Origin of the sequence: Streptomyces sp. WAC04114 (assembly GCF_019733245.1) — a bacterium.
Taxonomy (GTDB): domain Bacteria; phylum Actinomycetota; class Actinomycetes; order Streptomycetales; family Streptomycetaceae; genus Streptomyces; species Streptomyces massasporeus_A.
Genome location: NZ_JAIGQA010000012.1, coordinates 1 through 20,683 on the forward strand (window position 1 = coordinate 1; position 20,683 = coordinate 20,683).

General features: G+C 70.0%; 17 protein-coding genes and 1 pseudogene. 16 read left to right on the top strand and 2 right to left on the bottom strand.

Going from position 1 to position 20,683, the window contains the following annotated elements; all coding sequences use genetic code 11:
- A partial coding sequence (locus K4G64_RS05910; RefSeq protein ID WP_221754961.1) for a hypothetical protein occupies positions 1–241 on the bottom strand: 241 nt, incomplete at its 3' end.
- 138 nt (positions 242–379) lie between these two features.
- Between K4G64_RS05910 and K4G64_RS05915 the strand changes: the two genes are divergently transcribed.
- The 12 genes from K4G64_RS05915 (at position 380) to K4G64_RS05970 (ending at position 16,495) form a co-directional block, all read left to right on the top strand.
- Complete coding sequence (locus K4G64_RS05915) at positions 380–3,004, top strand: valine--tRNA ligase (protein ID WP_221754962.1); 2,625 nt, start codon at positions 380–382, stop codon at positions 3,002–3,004.
- Between the two features lie 203 nt (positions 3,005–3,207).
- Positions 3,208–4,731 (top strand): folylpolyglutamate synthase/dihydrofolate synthase family protein, encoded by a 1,524-nt coding sequence (locus K4G64_RS05920; protein ID WP_221754963.1) that lies wholly within the window; start codon positions 3,208–3,210, stop codon positions 4,729–4,731.
- A gap of 5 nt (positions 4,732–4,736) precedes the next feature.
- Positions 4,737–5,093 (top strand): DUF4233 domain-containing protein, encoded by a 357-nt coding sequence (locus K4G64_RS05925; protein ID WP_221754964.1) that lies wholly within the window; start codon positions 4,737–4,739, stop codon positions 5,091–5,093.
- A gap of 65 nt (positions 5,094–5,158) precedes the next feature.
- Complete coding sequence (gene ndk / locus K4G64_RS05930) at positions 5,159–5,572, top strand: nucleoside-diphosphate kinase (protein WP_030836243.1); 414 nt, start codon at positions 5,159–5,161, stop codon at positions 5,570–5,572.
- 275 nt (positions 5,573–5,847) lie between these two features.
- Positions 5,848–6,867 carry a rod shape-determining protein gene (locus K4G64_RS05935; protein WP_004001297.1) on the top strand — a complete coding sequence of 340 codons (1,020 nt, stop codon included), beginning with the start codon at positions 5,848–5,850 and terminating at the stop codon, positions 6,865–6,867.
- Between the two features lie 144 nt (positions 6,868–7,011).
- The gene (gene mreC / locus K4G64_RS05940) at positions 7,012–7,959 is read left to right on the top strand and encodes a rod shape-determining protein MreC (RefSeq protein WP_221754965.1); all 948 of its coding nucleotides are present in this window, start codon (positions 7,012–7,014) and stop codon (positions 7,957–7,959) included.
- A 13-nt stretch (positions 7,960–7,972) separates the two neighbouring features.
- Positions 7,973–8,647 (top strand): rod shape-determining protein MreD, encoded by a 675-nt coding sequence (gene mreD / locus K4G64_RS05945; protein ID WP_030836251.1) that lies wholly within the window; start codon positions 7,973–7,975, stop codon positions 8,645–8,647.
- 148 nt (positions 8,648–8,795) lie between these two features.
- Positions 8,796–11,042, top strand: coding sequence for a penicillin-binding protein 2 (mrdA, locus tag K4G64_RS05950; protein WP_221754966.1), 2,247 nt, complete (start codon positions 8,796–8,798; stop codon positions 11,040–11,042).
- Complete coding sequence (gene rodA / locus K4G64_RS05955; RefSeq protein ID WP_221754967.1) at positions 11,039–12,241, top strand: rod shape-determining protein RodA; 1,203 nt, start codon at positions 11,039–11,041, stop codon at positions 12,239–12,241. The genes mrdA and rodA overlap by 4 nt, the downstream gene beginning before the upstream one ends.
- A gap of 21 nt (positions 12,242–12,262) precedes the next feature.
- Positions 12,263–12,871, top strand: coding sequence for a hypothetical protein (locus K4G64_RS05960; RefSeq protein ID WP_221754968.1), 609 nt, complete (start codon positions 12,263–12,265; stop codon positions 12,869–12,871).
- A gap of 66 nt (positions 12,872–12,937) precedes the next feature.
- Positions 12,938–14,443 carry a CYTH and CHAD domain-containing protein gene (locus K4G64_RS05965; RefSeq protein ID WP_221754969.1) on the top strand — a complete coding sequence of 502 codons (1,506 nt, stop codon included), beginning with the start codon at positions 12,938–12,940 and terminating at the stop codon, positions 14,441–14,443.
- A gap of 87 nt (positions 14,444–14,530) precedes the next feature.
- Positions 14,531–16,495 (top strand): TIGR03960 family B12-binding radical SAM protein, encoded by a 1,965-nt coding sequence (locus K4G64_RS05970; protein WP_221754970.1) that lies wholly within the window; start codon positions 14,531–14,533, stop codon positions 16,493–16,495.
- A 155-nt stretch (positions 16,496–16,650) separates the two neighbouring features.
- Here K4G64_RS05970 and K4G64_RS05975 read toward each other — a convergent pair.
- A pseudogene (locus tag K4G64_RS05975) lies at positions 16,651–17,311 on the bottom strand (GAF and ANTAR domain-containing protein).
- A 224-nt stretch (positions 17,312–17,535) separates the two neighbouring features.
- Between K4G64_RS05975 and K4G64_RS05980 the strand changes: the two are divergent.
- From K4G64_RS05980 to K4G64_RS05995, 4 genes are all read left to right on the top strand, one after another.
- Positions 17,536–18,033: a DUF2975 domain-containing protein gene (locus K4G64_RS05980; protein WP_221754971.1), complete on the top strand. Its 498-nt coding sequence runs from the start codon at positions 17,536–17,538 to the stop codon at positions 18,031–18,033.
- Positions 18,033–18,263 carry a helix-turn-helix transcriptional regulator gene (locus tag K4G64_RS05985; RefSeq protein WP_221754972.1) on the top strand — a complete coding sequence of 77 codons (231 nt, stop codon included), beginning with the start codon at positions 18,033–18,035 and terminating at the stop codon, positions 18,261–18,263. The genes K4G64_RS05980 and K4G64_RS05985 overlap by 1 nt, the downstream gene beginning before the upstream one ends.
- A gap of 217 nt (positions 18,264–18,480) precedes the next feature.
- Positions 18,481–19,686 (top strand): hypothetical protein, encoded by a 1,206-nt coding sequence (locus K4G64_RS05990; protein ID WP_221754973.1) that lies wholly within the window; start codon positions 18,481–18,483, stop codon positions 19,684–19,686.
- Between the two features lie 48 nt (positions 19,687–19,734).
- On the top strand, positions 19,735–20,517 hold the full coding sequence (locus K4G64_RS05995; protein ID WP_221754974.1) for a TIGR03936 family radical SAM-associated protein: 783 nt from the start codon (positions 19,735–19,737) through the stop codon (positions 20,515–20,517).
- The last annotated feature ends 166 nt before the right edge of the window (positions 20,518–20,683 follow it).

The following is a 20,683-nucleotide window of genomic DNA, read 5'->3' on the forward strand; positions in this document are numbered from 1 at the left end:
GGGCCTGGCCGTAGGGCGGCTGCTGGCCGTACGGGGGCTGGCCGTAGGGCGCCTGCTGGGGCGGGACGCCCTGCGGGGGCTGCTGGGGGTAGCCGTAGCCGGGCTGGGGCGGAGGGGCCTGCTGGGGGTAGCCGTAGCCGGGCTGGGGCGCCTGCGGCGGCTGGCCGTACGGGCCCGGCTGGCCGTACGGACCGGGCTGCTGGGGCTGCCCGCCGTACGGGCCCGGCTGGTTGTAACTCATGTTCTGGGTTCCCCTCCAGATGCTTATGTGTTCCGGACATCCTGGCGCAGACCCGCCGTGTGCATGGCATCGGGGCCCCCACCGTTACAAACGAAACGCGTTTCGGGACCGGTCGGTGACACCTCTAAACTGACCCCCGTGACCGAGAACGCTCAGCAGCAGCCACCAGCGCCCAGCACCGACCTGCCGACCCAGTACGCGCCGGCCGACGTAGAGGGGCCGCTGTACGAGCGCTGGGTAGAGCGGGGTTACTTCGAGGCGGACGCCAAGAGCGACAAGCCGCCGTACACCATCGTCATCCCGCCGCCGAACGTCACGGGCTCGCTCCACCTGGGGCACGCCTTCGAGCACACGCTCATCGACGCCCTGACCCGCCGCAAGCGCATGCAGGGCTACGAGACGCTGTGGCAGCCCGGCATGGACCACGCCGGCATCGCCACGCAGAACGTCGTGGAGCGGGAGCTCGCCAAGGAGGGCAAGTCCCGCCACGACCTGGGCCGTGAGACGTTCGTCGAGCGCGTCTGGCAGTGGAAGGGCGAGTCCGGCGGCCAGATCAGCGGCCAGATGCGCCGGTTGGGCGACGGCGTCGCCTGGTCCCGCGAGCGCTTCACCATGGACGAGGGCCTGTCCCAGGCCGTCCAGACCATCTTCAAGCGGCTCTACGACGACGAGCTCATCTACCGCGCCGAGCGCATCATCAACTGGTGCCCCCGCTGTCTGACGGCCATCTCGGACATCGAGGTCGAGTACCAGGACGACGACGGCGAGCTCGTCTCCATGAAGTACGGCGACGGGGACGACACCATCGTCGTCGCCACCACCCGTGCCGAGACGATGCTCGGTGACACCGCCGTCGCCGTCCACCCGGACGACGAGCGCTACAAGCACCTGGTGGGCAAGCTCATCAAGCTGCCGCTGACCGACCGCTCGATCCCGGTCGTCGCCGACACCCATGTCGACCCCGAGTTCGGCACGGGTGCCGTCAAGGTCACCCCGGCCCACGACCCGAACGACTTCGAGATCGGCCAGCGGCACGACCTGCCGGCCATCACGATCATGGACGAGCACGCGGTCATCACCGCCCACGGCCCCTTCCAGGGCCTGGACCGGCTGGAGGCCCGCTCGGCGATCGTCGCCGCGCTGCGCGCCGAGGGCCGGATCGTCGCCGAGAAGCGGCCCTACGTCCACTCCGTCGGCCACTGCTCGCGCTGCAAGACCACCATCGAGCCGCGGCTGTCCCTGCAGTGGTGGGTCAAGGTCGGCCCGCTCGCGAAGGCCGCCGGCGACGCCGTCCGCGACGGCAAGGTCAAGATCCATCCGCAGGAGATGGAGAAGCGCTACTTCGACTGGGTCGACAACCTCCACGACTGGTGCATCTCGCGGCAGTTGTGGTGGGGCCACCGCATCCCGGTCTGGTACGGCCCGAACGGCGAGGTCGTCTGCGTCGGCCCCGACGAGGAACCGCCGAGCGGTGAGGGCTGGCGTCAGGACACCGACGTCCTCGACACCTGGTTCTCCTCCGGCCTGTGGCCGTTCTCCACGCTCGGCTGGCCCGAACAGACCGAGTCGCTCGCGAAGTTCTACCCGAACTCCGTCCTCGTCACCGGCTACGACATCCTCTTCTTCTGGGTCGCCCGGATGATGATGTTCGGCCTGTACGCGATGGACGGCACCCCGCCGTTCCACACCATCGCCCTGCACGGCATGGTCCGCGACCAGTTCGGCAAGAAGATGTCGAAGTCCTTCGGCAACGCGGTCAACCCGCTGGACTGGATGGACAAGTACGGCAGCGACGCCCTCCGCTTCACTCTCGCCCGCGGTGCCAACCCGGGCGTCGACGTCCCGATCGGCGAGGACTGGGTCCAGGGGTCCCGCAACTTCGCCAACAAGATCTGGAACGCCACGCGCTTCGCGATGATGAACGGCGCGACGATCGAGGGTCCGCTGCCCGACGCCTCGAAGATGTCGTCGACCGACCGCTGGATCCTCTCGCGCCTCAACACGGTCGTCGCCGAGGTCGACGCGTTCTACGAGGACTACCAGTTCGCCAAGCTCTCCGACGCCCTGTTCCACTTCGCGTGGGACGAGGTCTTCGACTGGTACGTCGAGCTGTCCAAGACGACGTTCCAGGCGGGCGGCGAGGCGGCCGAGGTCTCCAAGCGGGTCCTCGGCGAGGTCCTCGACGTCACGCTGAAGCTGCTGCACCCGGTGGTCCCGTTCGTCACCGAGACCCTGTGGACCACGCTCACCGGCGGCGAGTCGGTCGTCATCGCCGACTGGCCCAAGGACAGTGGCTTCCGGGACGCCGACGCCGAGCGCGAGATCGAGTCCCTCCAGTCGGTCATCACCGAGGTCCGCCGCTTCCGCGCCGACCAGGGTCTCCAGCCCGGCCAGCGGGTCCCGGCCCGGCTGACCCTGGACGGCACCCGGTTCGCGCCCCACGAGGCGGCCATCCGCCAGCTGCTGCGCCTCCAGCCGGAGGGCGACGCCTTCACGGCCACGGCCACCCTCCCGGTCGCCGGCGCCGAGGTCGCCCTCGACCTGTCCGGCACGATCGACGTGGCGGCGGAGCGCAAGCGCCTGGCCAAGGACCTCGCCGCGGCGGAGAAGGAGAAGTCCCAGGCCAACGGCAAGCTCGGCAATGAGGCGTTCCTGGCCAAGGCCCCGGACCACGTCGTCGACAAGATCCGTACCCGCCTCGCCAAGGCGGAGGAGGACATCGCCCGCATCCAGTCCCAGCTGGAGAGGCTGCCGCAGGGCTAAGGGTCCGTACGGTGTGCGAGGCCCCCGGAGCCGACACGCCCGGGGGCCTCAGACATGCCTCAGGGGCACGCACTCAGGGGCGCGGGGCTGTATCGATGTGCGGCTCCGCCGCGTGGGCGCCGGCAAGCCCCCACCGGCCCGCAGCCGCTCACGGCCACAAGCCACCGCAAACAATGTCAGCCGGTCTCCGTAGACTGGGCCCCGTGAGCGAGCTCCCTCCAGACCACAACGCCGACGACCAGCCCGACCCCCTCGACCCCTTCGACGAGATCATCGCGGAGGAAACCGACCGCGACCCCGACCTCGCGGTCATCGAAGCCGGCAGCCGAACCCTGCGCACCCAGGGCGGCCCGCCCGACGCCGACATCCCCGCGCGCCCCGCCGACCCCGAGGTCGACAAGGCCCTGCGCGAGGTCGAGACCGAGCTCGCCACCCGGTGGGGCGAGACCAAGCTCGAGCCCTCCGTCAGCCGTATCGCCGCGCTGATGGACGTGCTGGGGGAGCCGCAGCGGTCGTACCCGTCGATCCACATCACGGGGACGAACGGCAAGACCTCCACGGCCCGCATGATCGAGGCCCTGCTCGGCGCCTTCGAGCTGCGCACCGGCCGCTACACCTCGCCCCACGTGCAGTCGATCACCGAGCGCATCAGCCTCGACGGCGCCCCCATCGCGCCCGAGCGGTTCATCGAGACGTACCAGGACATCAAGCCGTACGTGGAGATGGTCGACGCCTCCCAGGAGTACCGGCTGTCCTTCTTCGAGGTGCTCACCGGCATGGCGTACGCGGCGTTCGCCGACGCCCCCGCCGACGTGGCCGTCGTCGAGGTCGGCATGGGCGGCTCCTGGGACGCGACGAACGTGATCGACGGGGACGTCGCCGTCGTCACGCCCATAGACCTCGACCACACCGACCGGCTGGGCGGCACGCACGCCGAGATCGCCACGGAGAAGGCCGGCATCATCAAGCAGGGTGCGACGGTCATCATGGCCCAGCAGCCGGTCGACGCGGCGCAGGTGCTGCTGAAGAAGGCCGTCGAGGTGGACGCGACGGTGGCCCGGGAGGGACTGGAGTTCGGTGTCGTCGAGCGGCAGGTGGCCGTCGGCGGACAGCTGGTGACGCTGCGCGGGCTGGGCGGCGAGTACCCCGAGGTGTATCTGCCGCTGCACGGCGCGCACCAGGCGCACAATGCGGCCGTCGCGCTCGCCGCCGTGGAGGCGTTCTTCGGCGTCGGCGCGCAGCGGGCCGACGCGCTGGATCTGGACACGGTCCGCAAGGCCTTCGCGGCCGTCGCCTCGCCGGGCCGGCTGGAGGTCGTGCGCCGGTCGCCGACGGTCGTGCTGGACGCCGCCCACAACCCGGCCGGTGCCCGGGCGGCCGCCGAGGCGATCGGGGAGGCGTTCCAGTTCAGCCGTCTCATCGGCGTGGTCGGTGCGAGCGGGGACAAGAACGTCCGGGGGCTGCTGGAGGCATTCGAGCCGGTGTTCGCCGAGGTCGTGGTCACGCAGAACTCCACCCACCGCGCGATGGACGCCGACGAGCTCGCCGGGATCGCCGTGGAGGTGTTCGGCGAGGAGCGCGTCCAGGTCGAGCCGCGGCTGCCCGACGCCCTGGAGGCCGCCATCACGCTGGCCGAGGAGGAGGGCGAGTTCTCCGGCGGCGGTGTGCTCGTCACCGGTTCCGTCATCACCGTCGGCGAGGCCCGACTGCTCCTGGGGAGAGGCTGAGTCCCGTGCGCACGCTCTGTTCTTCGACCCTGATCGGCGAGTTCTTCGTCATCGGGTTCGCCGGTCTGGTCGCCATGAAAGACCCCGACCTGTCCATGACGACCGTGTGGACGGTCAGCGGCATCGCGATGTTCCTGTGCCTGGTGCTGTGCGGCCTGGTGACGCGCCCGGGCGGGGTGGCCCTCGGCTGGGCGCTGCAGATCGCGCTCATCGCCTCGGGGTTCATCGTGCCGACCATGTACTTCCTGGGGGCGGTCTTCGCGGCCCTGTGGTGGGCGTCGGTGCACTACGGCCGGAAGGTGGACGAGGCGAAGGCGAGATTCGCGGACCAGGCCGGTTCCTCCACACCTGACGCTGCGTGACGCTCGCCCCGACACGCCGGGTAATCTCGTCCCACCGCTCAACCTTCACGTACTAGGAGCCCGTAGTGAGCCAGCGCACCCTCGTCCTCCTCAAGCCCGACGCCGTCCGTCGAGGCCTGACCGGCGAGATCATCAGCCGCATCGAGCGCAAGGCGGGCTGGACGATCACCGCGCTGGAGCTGCGCACCCTGGACCAGGACACCCTGGAGCAGCACTACGGCGAGCACAAGGGCAAGCCCTTCTACGAGCCGCTGGTGGACTTCATGGCCTCCGGTCCGGTCGTGGCGCTGATCGTCGAGGGTGAGCGGGTCATCGAGGGCGTACGCGCGCTCGCCGGCCCGACCGACCCGATCGCCGCGGCGCCGGGCTCCATCCGCGGCGACTACGGCGTCATCGTCCGGGAGAACCTGATCCACGCCTCCGACTCCGAGGAGTCCGCCGAGCGCGAGGTGAAGATTTTCTTCCCCGGCCGGGCGTAGCGTCCGCACCCCACCAGCACATACGGCAGGTCCGGGGGCCGTAGCCCCCGGACTTTGCGGCATATGCGTGGCGATCGAGGGAACGATGGTCCCCGAACGCCCGTCTCCAGAAGCGAATGCGGACGGCATCTGCTGACAATGGCGGAGACCCTCCCGCAGTGTTCGCGAAGGCGCGTCTACGATGGAAGCCTTCACGTCACAGCACCCACCTTTGCCTACCTGAAAAGCCCTCAAAAGCTAGTGGGAAGGCCAGACGAATCCTGATGGGGAACTCAATGTCGTTCATCGGCCGTGACATGGCTGTCGACCTCGGGACCGCCAACACGCTGGTGTACGTCAGGGGTCGCGGGATCGTACTCAACGAGCCGTCCGTCGTCGCGATCAACACCAACACCGGTGGCATCCTCGCGGTCGGTGCCGAAGCGAAGAAGATGATCGGGCGCACGCCCGGCAACATCGTTGCCGTGCGGCCGCTGAAGGACGGCGTGATCGCCGACTTCGAGATCACCGAGCGGATGCTCCGCTACTTCATCCTGAAGATCCACAAGCGGCGGTATCTGGCTCGTCCGCGGGTCGTCGTCTGTGTGCCCTCGGGCATCACGGGCGTCGAGCGCCGCGCCGTCATCGAGGCGTCGTCCCAGGCCGGCGCCCGTCAGGTGCACATCATCGAGGAGCCCATGGCCGCGGCCATCGGTTCCGGCCTGCCGGTCCACGAGGCCACGGGCAACATGGTGGTCGACATCGGCGGCGGCACCACGGAGGTCGCGGTCATCTCCCTCGGCGGCATCGTCACCGCCCAGTCCATCCGTGTCGCGGGCGACGAACTGGACAACGCGATCATCCAGCACATCAAGAAGGAGTACTCCCTCCTGCTGGGTGAGCGCACGGCCGAGCAGATCAAGATCACGATCGGTTCGGCGTACGACCTCGACTCCGACGAGCACACCGAAATCCGCGGCCGGGACCTCGTCTCCGGGCTGCCGAAGACCGTCGTCATCTCCGCCGCCGAAGTCCGCAAGGCGATCGAGGAGCCGGTCAACGCGATCGTCGACGCCGTCAAGACGACCCTCGACAAGTGCCCGCCGGAGCTGTCCGGCGACATCATGGACCGAGGAATCGTTCTGACCGGCGGCGGGGCGCTGCTGCGCGGTCTCGACGAGCGGCTGCGCCGGGAGACCGGCATGCCGATCCACATCGCCGAGGACCCGCTGGACAGCGTGGCGCTCGGATCCGGAAAGTGCGTCGAGGAGTTCGAGGCGCTCCAGCAGGTGCTGGACGCCCAGCCGCGCAGATGACATAACTCTTCGATTCCGCCGTACGGGACGATCTCCTCTCGTACGGCGGATCGTTGATATAGAGGCATAAGCTCCCACAAAGCAGCCCCTCGGGTTTCCCTGGGGCTTCCCGAATTCCTATGAGGAAGGGCACGGCCGCCGCACGTGAGGGACACACGAGAGAGCCGGCTGCTCCTGGTGCTGCTGATCGCCATCGCGTTCGCGTTGATCACGGTGGACATCCGCGGCGGGGAGGACTCGCCCGTCGACGGTGCCCGGCAGGGCGCGGCGACGGTCTTCGGCCCGATCGAGAGCGGCGTCTCGGCCGCGGTCGACCCGGTCGGCAACGCGGTCTCCGCCATCCGCGACTCCGGTGAACGGCACGACCGGCTCGCCGCGCTGGAGAAGGAGAACGCGGCCCTGAAGGCGCGCCTTGGCAGCGACGACCGCAGCCGCAGCCGCCTCAAGCAGCTCGACAAGATGCTGAAGATCGCCGGCCAGGGCCAGTACGGCATCAAGGGCGCCGAGGTCATCGCCATCGGAGCCGCGCAGGGCTTCTCCTGGACCATCACCATCGACGTCGGCGCCAAGGACGGCATCAAGCGCGACATGACCGTCCTGAACGGGGAGGGGCTCGTCGGCCGGGTCACCACCGTCGGCCCCAACACCGCAACCGTCCTGCTCGCCAGCGACCCCGACTTCACCGTCGGCACCCGGATGGAGTCCGGCGACGAGCTCGGCTTCGCCTCCGGGCAGGGCGACCGCCCGCTGCGCGTCGAGCTCCTCAACGGCAAGGCCGAGGTGAAGAAGGGCGACCGTCTGGTCACCTTCGGCTCGCAGGCCGACCGGCCGTTCGTGCCCGGCGTGCCCGTCGGCGTGGTCTCCCGCGTCGACCCCTCCGGCGGCGGCCTGACCCGCACGCTCTACGTCACGCCGTACGTCGGCTTCACCAAGCTCGACATCGTCGGAGTCGTCGTCGAGGCCCCGAAGAAGGACCCGCGTGACACGGTCCTCCCGCCCAAGCCCAAGCCGACCCCCCGGCCGACGGTGACGGTGACCGTGACGCCGTCGGCCGAGGCACCCGTGGACGGCCAGAACCAGCAAGAGCAGTAGGAGCTGTCACCCCATGCGCGTCAACCGGATCCTGCTCTCCTCCGCCCTGGTCGTCGTCGCCCTGGTGATCCAGGTGAGCGTCCTCGCCCGCCTCCATCTGCCGGGCGCCGTGCCCGACCTGCTGCTGCTCACCGTGCTCGGTCTCGCGCTGGTGTACGGGCACGTGGGCGGTGCCCTCGTCGGGTTCGGCGCGGGCCTGCTCGCCGACCTGGCCCCGCCCGCCGACCACGCCGCCGGGCGCTACGCCCTCGTGCTGTGCGTCATCGGCTACCTCGCGGGCCTGGTGAAACCCGAGACGGGCCAGCTCAAGTCCGCCACCGGCCCCATGGTCGTGGTGGTCGCCGCCGCGGTCGGCTCCACCCTGCTGTACGCCGGGGTCGGAGCCCTCGTCGGCGACACCGCCGCCCGCCACGTCGGCCTCGGCAGCCTGCTGTTCACCGCCGCCCTGTACGACCTCCTGCTCGCCCCGTTCGTCGTGCCGGGGATCATGGCCCTGGCCAGGCGCGCCGAGAACGATCCGCTCGCCGAGTCGACCTCGGCCGCGGCGAAGGCCACGGACATCTCCTCCGGCTGGCTCTCCGGCGGCACCGGACTGAAGATCGGCAGCCAGCGCAACGGGCTGCGGGTGAAGGCGGCCCGGGCCCGCATGGCGCGCGCCGGGCGCATCAAGGGGGTCAAGCGGCTGTGACCGCAAAGAAGTTCACCCGAACGGGTCGGTCCAGTAGGAACGCCGGCTCGTGGGCCCGTCGTTCATCACTCGTATCCGCACATCCGTGCCAGGACGCACGGTCGCACCCGCACACCCGTACGCGCACCGAGAGGGGGAGGCAGCCGCAGTGACCAACATTCCCGAGACCGGCAGGAACTCACGGGTCCAGATCCGGCTCGTCGTCATCCAGGTCCTCGTCCTCTCCCTCCTGCTCACCCTCGGCGGACGCCTGTGGTACCTCCAGATCCGGGAGGGCGCCGCGTACGCCAAGGAGGCCTCGGGCAACCACGTCCAGCAGGTCGTCCAGCCGGCCGTCCGCGGCTCGATCCTGGACGCGCGGGGTGTGGCGATCGCGGACAACGAGACACGGCTGGTGGTCTCCGCCTCCCGCACCGACCTGCTGAAGATGAAGGACGACGGCAAGGAAGTCCTCACCAAGCTCGCCGGCGTCCTGGGCATGACGCCCAAGGACGTCCAGATGAAGGTCCGGCTGTGCGACGCCAAGACGCCACAGCCCTGCTGGAACGGCTCGCCCTACCAGCCCATCCCCATCACCGACGAGGCCACCGCCAAGCAGGCCCTGCAGATCCGCGAGCGCGCCGAGGACTTCCCCGGCATCACCGCCGAGCCGCAGGCCGTGCGCCGCTACCCGAGCCCGGGCAAGGCCAACACCGCCCAGGTCCTCGGCTACCTCTCCCCGGTCACCGACGAGGAGATCAAGAAGGCGCAGAACACCAACTCGCCGTATCTGCGCTCCGACCAGGTCGGCCGCTCGGGCCTGGAGCGCCAGTACGACAAGGCGCTGCGCGGCAAGGCCGGCGTCACCCGCTACGAGGTCGACAACCTCGGCCGGGTCATCGGCCAGGCCGAGGCCGACCCGGCCCACCCCGGCGACAACCTCGTCACCAGCATCGACTCCCGGGTCCAGCGCATCGCCGAGTACCAGCTGAACGAGGCGATGAAGGAAGCCCGCAAGCAGCACGACCGCAACACCGGCACCAACTACAAGGCCGACTCCGGCGCCGTCGTGGTGATGGAGGCCAAGACCGGCCGCGTCGTCGCCATGGCCTCGAACCCCAGCTACGACCCGAACGCCTGGGTGGGCGGCATCTCCGCCAAGGACTACACACGCCTCACCGGCAAGAACTCCAACTACCCGCTGCTCAACCGCGCCATCCAGGGCCAGTCGGCCCCCGGCTCCATCTTCAAGGTCATCCCGACGGCCGCCGCGGTCAACGCCGGGTACTCCTTCAACGGCCCCTACAACTGCTCCAGCTCATACTCGATCGGCGGCCAGGTCTTCAAGAACTTCGAATCCCAGAGCCACGGCGCCATCAGCCTCGGCCGCGCCCTGGAGGTGTCCTGCGACACCGTCTTCTACGCCCTCTCCCACGAGGAGTGGAAGCGCGACGGCGGCACCAAGCCGAAGAAGAACGCCAACGACTGGTTCTACAAGACCGCCCACCAGTTCGGCCTCGGCAAGGAGACCGGCATCGACCTCCCCAACGAGGTCACCGGCCGCGTCCCCGACCGCCAGTGGAAGCTGAACTACTGGAAGGCCAACAAGGACGCCTGGTGCCGCACCGGCAAGCGCAACGGCAGCTACGCCGAGAAGATCGCCTACGAGAACTGCCTCGAAGGCAATCGCCTGCGCGCCGGTGACTCCGTCAACTACTCCATCGGCCAGGGCGACACGCTCGTCACGCCCATCCAGATGGCCACCATCTACTCGGCCATCTCCAACGGCGGCACCCTCTTCACCCCCTCCGTGGGCAAGGCCGTCATCAGCGCCGACGGCAAGACGGTCACGCCGATCAAGCCCGAGTCGCACGGCAAGCTGCCCATGACGCAGAAGACGCGCGACGAGATAGACGAAGCCCTCGCGGGAGTCGCCACCCGCGGTACGGCCGCCTGGAGGTTCGGCGGCTGGCCGCAGGACAAGATCCCGATGCACGCCAAGACGGGTACGGCGGAGGTCTACGGCAAGCAGACGACCTCCTGGTTCGCCACGTACACCAAGGAATACTCGATCGTCATGACGATCTCCCAGGGTGGTACGGGTTCCGGCGCCTCGGGCCCCGCCGTCCGCAACATCTACAACGCGCTGTACGGCGTGTCCGAGGACGGCGCCATCGACCGGAAGAAGGCCCTGCTGCCCACCCCGCAGAAGACCCTGCCGAAGGTCAAGACGGACGGCACCATCGCCTCCCCGAAGGTCCCGAAGGACCCGGCCAAGGACCAGAAGGCCGACAAGCAGGACCCGAACGCCCCGGCGGACCCGCTCCAGCCGGTCACGTCGGCCCCGCCGTCACCCGAGAACCGTGACACCCGAAGGCGCCGGCGCCGCCCGGGAAGCCGGAGGTGCCCGGCATGACCGGCGGAGTGAACAGCTTCCAGGTCTCCGGCTACGGGCCCGAGCGATCCGGCTGGACCCGAATGCTCGCCCGTGACTCGGTGGCGCGGCGGCTCGACTGGCCCATCCTGCTGTCGGCGGTGGCCCTGTCCCTGCTCGGCACGCTCCTGGTCTACTCGGCGACCCGCAACCGCACGGAACTCAACCAGGGCGACCCGTACTACTTCCTCGTCCGGCACCTGCTGAACACCGGCATCGGCCTCGCCCTGATGGCCGGCACGATCTGGCTCGGCCACCGCGCCCTGCGCACCGCCGTCCCGGTCCTGTACGGCTTCTCGCTGCTGCTGATCCTGCTGGTGCTCACCCCGCTGGGCTCCACGATCAACGGCGCCCACTCCTGGATCAAGCTGCCCGGCGGCTTCTCGCTCCAGCCCTCGGAGTTCGTCAAGGTCACGATCATCCTGGGCATGGCGATGCTGCTGGCGGCGCGGGTCGACGCGGGCGACAAGCAGTACCCCGACCACCGCACGGTCGTGCAGGCGCTCGGCCTGGCCGCCGTGCCGATGCTGATCGTGATGCTGATGCCCGACCTCGGGTCGGTCATGGTGATGGTCATCATCGTGCTCGGCGTGCTGCTGGCCTCCGGGGCGTCCAACCGGTGGGTGTTCGGCCTGCTCGGCGCGGGCACCCTGGGCGCGGTCACCGTCTGGCAGATCGGGATCCTCGACGAGTACCAGATCAACCGCTTCGCCGCCTTCGCCAACCCCGAGCTCGACCCGGCCGGCGTCGGCTACAACACCAACCAGGCCCGTATCGCCATCGGTTCGGGCGGCCTGACCGGCTCCGGCCTCTTCCACGGCTCGCAGACCACCGGCCAGTTCGTGCCCGAGCAGCAGACGGACTTCGTCTTCACCGTGGCGGGGGAGGAGCTGGGCTTCCTCGGCGGCGGCCTGATCATCGTGCTCCTCGGCATCGTCCTGTGGCGGGCCTGCCGCATCGCCCGGGAGACCACGGACCTGTACGGCACGATCGTGGCCGCGGGCATCGTCGCCTGGTTCGCCTTCCAGACGTTCGAGAACGTCGGCATGACACTCGGCATCATGCCCGTCACGGGCCTGCCGCTGCCGTTCGTGTCCTACGGAGGATCATCGATGTTCGCCGTGTGGATAGCGGTGGGGTTGTTGCAGTCGATCCGGTTGCAGCGGCCGATGTCGGCCTAGCGGCCCCAACGGGGGAGTGGAATGTCCGGGGAGCACGTCGCCCTGTGTCCGGTGACCGAGGAGCTGGTGAGCCGGCTCCTCGCACTGGCGGAGCTGGACCTCACCGACGACGACGCCGTCGAGGCGCGAATGCGGGACGCCGCCTGGCCCGACTGGGCGCAGACGGTGCGGGGACCGGCGTACCAGGACGCACCCGATGTCCCCGACGCCACCCACCTCACACCGCAGGGCCACTTCGTCACCTGCGACGGCGACGGCTCGCTCCACCTGCCGTTCGCCTACCTCTACTCCGTCGACGGCGGTCTGCTCGACGAGGACTGCTGGGGTCCGCTGCCCGGCTGGACCAGCGAGGAGGGCGCCTGGCGGCCGGAGTTCGACGCCCACTTCGCCGCCGTGGTGCGGCAGTTCACCGAGCGGCTGGGCCTGCCGGACCACGACGTCCGGCAGCCCAGGTACAACACCCGGTACGTCAGCTGGCGTCTGGAGCACAACGTGCTGCTCGTCGGGCAGGGCCCGGAGCCGCTGTCGTACCACCAGTTCGAGGACGCCCACGTGTACCTCGTCTCCCGGACGGTGAAGGACGCGCCGTTCCCGGACGGCGAGGAGATGCGGGCCCTGCTGACGACCTGACCGTGTCGCCCCTCCCGGGGGTGCGCACCACTGCTGTCCCGGCCGATCAGCCACTAGATTTGATCCATGGCGGAGACGAAACGCGAGATCGAGCGCAAGTACGAATCCGGCGAGAGCGGCCTTCCCGACCTGACCGGCGCCGGCGGGATCGCCGCCGTGGTCGACAAGGGCGTGGCCCACCTCGACGCCACCTACTACGACACCGGAGACGAGCGCCTCGCCGCGTCCTCGGTCACCCTGCGCCGCCGCACCGGCGGCTCCGACGCCGGCTGGCACCTCAAGTTCCCGATCGCGCCGGACGTCCGTGACGAGATCCACGCCCCGCTCTCCGACACCCTCCCCGACGACCTCGCCGCGCTGGTCCGCTCCCGCGTCCGCGACAGGGAGCTGCTCCCGGTGGTCCGGCTGCGCTCCGCCCGCGACGTACGCCACCTGCTCGACGCCGACGGCCGGCTGCTGGCCGAGGTGAGCGTGGACACCGTGCACGCCGAGCGGCTCACGGGACGCGGAGGCGAGGCACAGTGGACCGAGGTCGAGGTGGAACTCGCCGACGGGGGAGACCCGGCCCTGCTCGACAAGGTGGAGAAGCGGCTGCGCAAGGCGGGCGTACGGCCCTCGGCGTCGTCGTCGAAGCTGGCCCGCGCCCTGGAGGAGACCGCACCGGGCAAGCGGCGCAAGTCCCCGCACGTGCGGCGACCGGTGACCGCCGGCGACCATGTGCTGGCCTACCTGCGCACCCAGCGGGACGCGATCGTCGAGCTCGACCCCGCCGTCCGCCGGGACGCCGAGGACTCCGTGCACAGCATGCGCGTGGCCACCCGCCGGATGCGCAGCACCTTCAAGTCGTTCGGCGCGATCCTCGACCGGGCCGTCACCGACCCCGTCGCCGCCGAGCTGAAGTGGCTCGCCGGCGAGCTGGGCCGGGACCGGGACCGCGAGGTGCTGACCGAGCGGCTGACCGCGGCCGTCGACGAGGTGCCCGACGACCTGGTCCGCGGCCCGGTCGTCGAACGCCTGCACTCCTGGTCCAGCGCCGAGCACGGCGGGGCCCGCGGCCGCCTCCTCGGGGTCCTGGACTCCCGCCGCTACCTGTCCCTGCTCGACACCCTGGACGCGCTGATCGCCGACCCCCCGCTGCTCAAGGCGGCCGGCAAGGAGCCGCGCAAGCCGATCGCCAAGGCCGTGCGCAAGGACTTCCGCAAGGTGTCGAAGCTGGTCGACCGGGCGGCGGAGCTGGAACCCGGCACCGAGCGGGACCTCGCGTTGCACGACGCCCGCAGGAAGGCCAAGCGCACCCGCTACGCGGCGGAGGCGGCCCAGCCCGTCCTCGGCAAGCCCGCCAAGACCATGGTCAAGTCCATGAAGGCGCTGCAGAACCTGCTCGGCGAGCACCAGGACAGCGTCATGGCCCGCAAGGCCCTGCGCGAGCTGTCCGCGGTCGCCCACGCGGCGGGGGAGAACGCCTTCACCTACGGCCTCCTCCATGAACGCGAGGAGCAGCGGGCGCTGCGCGTGGAGGCGGAACTGCCCGGGTTCTGGGCCGGGATCAAGGACGGTGCGGCGGCCCTCTGATCTTCCGGCGTACGGAGGTACCCCGCGGCCGCGTTAGTCTGGATGGTCACCCCTGTCAGTTCAGTCCAGCTCACGAAGGTGCGCGACATGCCTGCCGAAGTCGCTGCGTCGGTTTTCCCGCAGCTCGAAGCTCTGCTCCCGCATGTGCAGAAGCCGATCCAGTACGTCGGCGGAGAGCTCAACTCCACGGTCAAGGACTGGGACTCCTGTGACGTCCGCTGGGCGCTCATGTACCCGGACGCCTACGAGGTCGGTCTGCCCAACCAGGGCGTCATGATCCTCTACGAGGTGCTCAACGAGCAGCAGGGCGTCCTCGCCGAGCGCACCTACAGCGTGTGGCCGGACCTCGAGGAGCTCATGCGGGAGCACCACGTCCCGCAGTTCACGGTGGACAGCCACCGGCCCGTGAAGGCCTTCGACGTGTTCGGCCTGTCCTTCTCCACGGAGCTGGGCTACACGAACATGCTCGCCGCGCTCGACCTGGCCGGCATCCCGCTGGAGTCCAAGGACCGCGGTCTGGACGACCCGATCGTCCTGGCCGGCGGCCACGCGGCGTTCAACCCCGAGCCGATCGCCGACTTCATCGACTGCGCCGTGATCGGCGACGGCGAGCAGGCCGTCCTGGAGATCACCGCGATCGTCCGCGCCTGGAAGGCCGAGGGCTGCCCCGGCGGCCGCGAGGAGCTCCTCTTCCGCCTGGCGCGGACGGGCGGGGTGTACGTCCCCGGCTTCTACGACGTCGAGTACCTGCCGGACGGCCGGATCGCCCGTGTCGTGCCGAAGCGCAGCGGGGTGCCGTGGCGCGTCTCCAAGCACACCGTCATGGACCTGGACGAGTGGCCGTACCCCAAGCAGCCGCTGGTCCCGCTGGCCGAGACGGTCCACGAGCGCATGTCGGTGGAGATCTTCCGCGGCTGCACCCGCGGCTGCCGCTTCTGCCAGGCCGGCATGATCACGCGCCCGGTGCGCGAGCGTTCCATCACGGGCATCGGCGACATGGTCGAGCAGGGCCTGAAGGCGACGGGCTTCGAGGAGGTCGGCCTGCTGTCCCTGTCCTCCGCCGACCACACGGAGATCGGCGACATCGCCAAGGGCCTCGCCGACCGCTACGAGGACGACAAGATCGGTCTGTCGCTCCCCTCGACCCGGGTGGACGCCTTCAACATCGACCTGGCGAACGAGCTCACCAGGAACGGCCGCCGCTCCGGCCTCACCTTCGCCCCCGAAGGCGGCTCGGAGCGCATCCGCAAGGTCATCAACAAGATGGTCTCGGAAGAGGACCTGATCCGCACGGTCTCGACGGCGTACGGCAACGGCTGGCGCCAGGTGAAGCTGTACTTCATGTGCGGCCTGCCGACCGAGACTGACGACGACGTCCTGCAGATCGCCGACATGGCGACGAAGGTCATCGCCAAGGGCCGCGAGGTCTCCCGCTCCAACGACATCCGCTGCACGGTCTCGATCGGCGGCTTCGTCCCCAAGCCGCACACGCCCTTCCAGTGGGCCCCGCAGCTCTCGGCCGAGGAGACGGACGCCCGTCTGCAGAAGCTGCGCGACAAGATCCGCGGTGACAAGAAGTACGGCCGTTCCATCGGCTTCCGCTACCACGACGGCAAGCCCGGCATCGTCGAGGGCCTCCTGTCCCGCGGCGACCGCCGCATCGGCGCGGTCATCCGCGCGGTCTACGACGACGGCGGCCGCTTCGACGGCTGGCGCGAGCACTTCTCGTACGACCGCTGGATGGCCTGCGCGGACAAGGCCCTCGCCCCGTTCGGCGTCGACGTCGACTGGTACACCACCCGCGAGCGCACCTACGAGGAGGTCCTCCCCTGGGACCACCTCGACTCCGGCCTGGACAAGGACTGGCTCTGGGAGGACTGGCAGGACTCCCTCGACGAGACCGAGGTCGAGGACTGCCGCTGGACGCCGTGCTTCGACTGCGGGGTGTGCCCGCAGATGGACACTCAGATCCAGATCGGCCCGACGGGCAAGAAACTGCTGCCCCTGACGGTCAAGAACGCGGCACCGGCGCCCAGCGGTCATTCGCACTGAGTGAGTGACGCCCCCGTCTTCTGAGCCTGCCGGACCCCGGTAGGTGAGAGGTCCGTCATCCGGGGGACCCGCTCAGCAGGCCGGGTTGGTGACGCTCCCCTGGGGGGCCGACTCGGGCAGGTTCCCCCAGTTCAGAATGTGTGCTGGGGGAGCCGTCATGCCAGGCGGCCCTTCTCGCAGACCCGCCGGGCGACCTCGCGGAGCTTGATGTTCTTCTCCTGCGAGTAGCGGCGCAGCAGGTCGAAGGCCTGCTCCTCGGTGAGGTGGTGGCTGCCCATGAGGATGCCCATGGCCTCGCCGATGACGTGGCGCGTGGCCATGGCCTGTTCCATCTGGGCGTAACTGCGGGCGCTGGAGAAGGCCACGGCCGCGTGCGAGGCCAGCAGCCAGCCGGCGGTCTCGCTGTCGTCCGTGAAGGACCCCGGGTGGTGCGAGTAGAGGTCGAGCGCGCCGAGGTCCTCGTCTTCGGTGTAGAGCAGGAAGCCCAGCATGCTGCCCACGCCCAGCTTGCGGGCCTGTACGGCGTAGGCGGGCCATCGGGGCTGCTCGGCGGTGAAGTCGGCGATGCGGAACACGCGCTCCCGCTGCTGATGCGGGCCGCGTCGAAGCAGGGGCCGTCCTGAAGGTGTCCTGGAACTGGTCGCTCTCGACGACCAGGTCGTGGGTGGGCGCGAGCGTCTCCACCTGCCTGCCGTGCAGGAGGAGGATGCCGGCCGCGTCGCACCCCGCCACGCACTGCGTGGCCGCCTTGGTGATGTGCTCGAGTGTGGCGCCGACGGAGTCCTGGGCGAGCAGGTCACGCGCCATGGAGGCCATCTACCGTGCGAACACGCGCCAATCCACTGCGTCCTCCTCGACCCGAGTGCCGGGCATGCACGTCTCCTGCCACGGTGTCACGTGTCGCACACACCTGTGGGCAGATGCTCGCCGTGTTCGTCGTGGAAGGCGGAGCGGTGAGGGGGGCGGTGAGGGGCCGGACTCCTTGCGCCACATATCGAATCTCGATAGATTTCCATCGTGGATCGATCGAGGGAGTGGTGATGGGGAAGCTGGCCGTGGCGGCGTTGCGCGGGGTGCTCGTGGTGTTGCTCGCCGGGTCGCTTTTCGTGCAGGCGGTGATGGTGCCGCTGCTGGCCGTCGACATGAACGGGCTCAGGCCCGAGTACGCGTATCTGCGCACCCCGATCCTCGTGATCACGATCCTGGGTATCGTGACGGCCCAGGTCGTCGTGGTCTGCGTGTGGCGGCTGGTGACGATGGTGCGTCGCGGGACGGTGTTCTCCAGCGCCGCGTTCCGCTACGTGCACATCGTGATCGGCGCGTTCGTGGCGGCCGCCCTGCTGGTCTTCGCGCTCGCGGTCGTCCTCGCGCCGGGCGAGGCCGTCGCTCCCGGGGTGGTCCTTCTGCTGTGCGGGGTCGTGATGGCCGTGCTGGGCGTCGCGCTGGTCGTGCTCGTGCTGCGGATGCTGCTCGCACAGGCCGTCGCACGCGACATCGAGGCGGCCCGTATGCGGGCCGAGCTGGAAGAGGTCATCTGATGCCGATCGCCGTCGACATCGACGTGATGCTGGCCAAACGCAAGATGTCCGTGGGTGAACTGGCGGAACGCGTCGGCATCACCCCCGCCAACCTGGCCGTCCTCAAGAACGGCCGCGCCAAGGCGGTCCGCTTCTCCACCCTCGCCGCGCTGTGCGAGGTGCTGGAGTGCCAGCCGGGAGATCTGCTGCGCTGGGAGACGGACGGGGCAGCGGACCCCACCACGCTCTGATGGAGAACCTCGGCATCCGCCCCGCCCGCCCTGCCGAACTCGCGGCCATCCCCGCCTACGCCCGCAGCGGTTTCGAGGAGCCCCCCGGCTGCTGCAGGTGCGGATCACCCCCGCGTGAGCCATATGATCTTGCGGCCGAGTGGAGGAAACGCGGGAGAACGGGGCGGGGTTGTGCGGTGCTGGATCCGGACGGGCCCCTGAAGGCGTCTACGACGGTATGGATCTGGAGAAGCATCCCCGCGAGAGCCTTGAGGCGCGGGTCGATCTGGGTAAACGGCCGACCGAGCCGCAGGTCCGGCGTGAGCCGGAGGCGGTCGAGGGGTGTCTCGCCGTCGCGATCCGGATTCCCGTGCGGATCATCGTGCTCGTCCTCGTCGTCCCCGTGCGGATGCTGTGGGACGGGCTCGTCGTCACCGGCCGGTTCCTGAACGACGCACTGCTGCGGCCGCTCGGCCGGGCGCTGCTGTGGCTCGGACGGGCGGTGTTCGTCTGGCCGTTCGTGGGGCTGTGGCGGTATGTCGTCGTCCCGGTGGGCAAGGCCCTCGGATGGCTCGGGAACGTCCTCCTCGTCGTGCCGCTGGTCTGGCTGTACCGCTGGGTCCTGACACCGGTGGGGCACGGGCTCGCATGGGTCGCCCGGGGCATCGGGGCGGCCGCCGCCTGGCTCGGAAGGGGCGTCGGAGCCGCGCTCGGCTGGGTGTACGCCCACCTGCTCACGCCCGTCGGGCACGCGGTGGGATGGGTCCTGAAGGGGGTCGGCGCCGGGCTCGCCGCGCTCGGCATCGGCGTCTGGACGGTCGTGGCCTGGCTCGCCAGGTACCTGGTCGTCGTACCGGCCCTCTGGCTGTACACCTGGGTGCTCGCGCCCGTCGGCCGCGCGGTCGTCCGGTGCGGCAAGGGGCTCGTGTGGCTGGTGAGCACGATCGTCACCGGCATCGGCATGGCCCTCTACTGGATCGCCCGCATCCTGCTCGTCCTGCCCGCACTTGCCCTCTGGCGCTGGATCCTCACGCCGGTCGGACGCGTCCTCGCCGTCATCGGCCGGGAGGCGTGGGACGCCCTGGGCCACGCCTGGCGCGTCGCCGGGCACATCTCGCTCACCGTCGGGCGCTTCCTCGGCACCCTCCTGCGGTGGATCTTCGTCGAACCGGTGCGGTGGGTGTACCGCAGCGTGCTGACGCCCGTCGGGCACGCCGTGCGGGACACCCTCCTGCGGCCCGCCGCCGAGGCCGCCCGGAGCGTGGGGCGGGCCACCCGGCAGGCGCTCGCCGCCGCCCGTGAGTCCGTACGTCAGGCCCGCGCCGACTTCCGGCGGATGCTCTTCGGCGAGCCGCGGCAGCCGCAGCCGGTCGGCCGGAGGGAACCATCGGGGCGCGAGGCACGTACTCTTGGTAGCAGTACGACCGCTCTCACGAAGGACTGAACGACACTGGGCAAGCGACAGCCCGAAGGCCCGCCGCCCGCACCCGCGGTGCAGCGCATCCGACTGCGCTACACCAAGCGCGGCCGCCTCCGGTTCACCAGCCACCGTGACTTCCAGCGCGCCTTCGAGCGTGCGTTGCGCCGTGCCGAGGTGCCGATGGCCTACTCGGCAGGCTTCACACCGCACCCGAAGGTGTCGTACGCCAATGCCGCACCCACCGGCACGGGCAGTGAGGCGGAGTACCTGGAGATCGCGCTCACCGCGCCGCGCGACCCGGAGCAGCTCAGGGCCCTCCTGGACGAGTCGCTGCCCACCGGGCTAGACATCACCGAGGCGGTCGAGGCCCGCACCTCGGGACTCGCCGACCGGCTGACGGCTTCCGTCTGGGAGCTCCGGCTGGACGGGGTGCCGGTCGAGGAGGCCCGCCGCGCGGCGGACGCCTTCAACGCGGCCGAGACCGTCGAGGTCCAACGCCTTGCCAAGAACGGCGTCCGTACGTTCGACGCCCGTTCCGCGGTCGCGAGCCTGGAGGTCCGCGGTCCGGAGGAAACGCACAGTTCGCAGGCTGATAGGCCGACCGACCAGCCCTGTGCGATACTGCGGCTGGTTGTTCGGCACGTGACGCCTGCCGTACGACCCGACGACGTCCTGTCCGGTCTCCGCGCCGTGGCCGACCTGGCGCCGCCGGTCCCCGCTGCGGTGACCAGGCTGGCGCAGGGGCTGTTCGATGAAGAGACCGGCACGGTGACCGACCCGCTCGCGCCCGACCGCGAGGCAGTCGAGGCCCACTCAACGGCCGAAACGACTGCCACCGCGACGGCGTCGGCGTAAGGAAGGTCCCGCGTAGGGACGGACGTCGTAGCGCCGCCCTCGGACTCGGGAGCCACCTGGGTCGGGCAGCGCACCGACCAGAAGACTTTCGCCAGGCCGTACGCATTCGGCGTACGGAACCGGCGAGACAGGACACAGAGAGCTCCCGTGCGGCGCCCGCGCCCCG

Coding starts and splice junctions, on each gene's coding strand:
- K4G64_RS05935 (WP_004001297.1), top strand. CDS start 5,848: ATGTCGTTCATCGGCCGTGACATGGCTGTCGACCTCGGGACCGCCAAC.
- mreD (WP_030836251.1), top strand. CDS start 7,973: ATGCGCGTCAACCGGATCCTGCTCTCCTCCGCCCTGGTCGTCGTCGCC.
- rodA (WP_221754967.1), top strand. CDS start 11,039: ATGACCGGCGGAGTGAACAGCTTCCAGGTCTCCGGCTACGGGCCCGAG.
- K4G64_RS05960 (WP_221754968.1), top strand. CDS start 12,263: ATGTCCGGGGAGCACGTCGCCCTGTGTCCGGTGACCGAGGAGCTGGTG.
- K4G64_RS05965 (WP_221754969.1), top strand. CDS start 12,938: ATGGCGGAGACGAAACGCGAGATCGAGCGCAAGTACGAATCCGGCGAG.
- K4G64_RS05970 (WP_221754970.1), top strand. CDS start 14,531: ATGCCTGCCGAAGTCGCTGCGTCGGTTTTCCCGCAGCTCGAAGCTCTG.
- K4G64_RS05980 (WP_221754971.1), top strand. CDS start 17,536: ATGGGGAAGCTGGCCGTGGCGGCGTTGCGCGGGGTGCTCGTGGTGTTG.
- K4G64_RS05985 (WP_221754972.1), top strand. CDS start 18,033: ATGCCGATCGCCGTCGACATCGACGTGATGCTGGCCAAACGCAAGATG.
- K4G64_RS05990 (WP_221754973.1), top strand. CDS start 18,481: ATGGATCTGGAGAAGCATCCCCGCGAGAGCCTTGAGGCGCGGGTCGAT.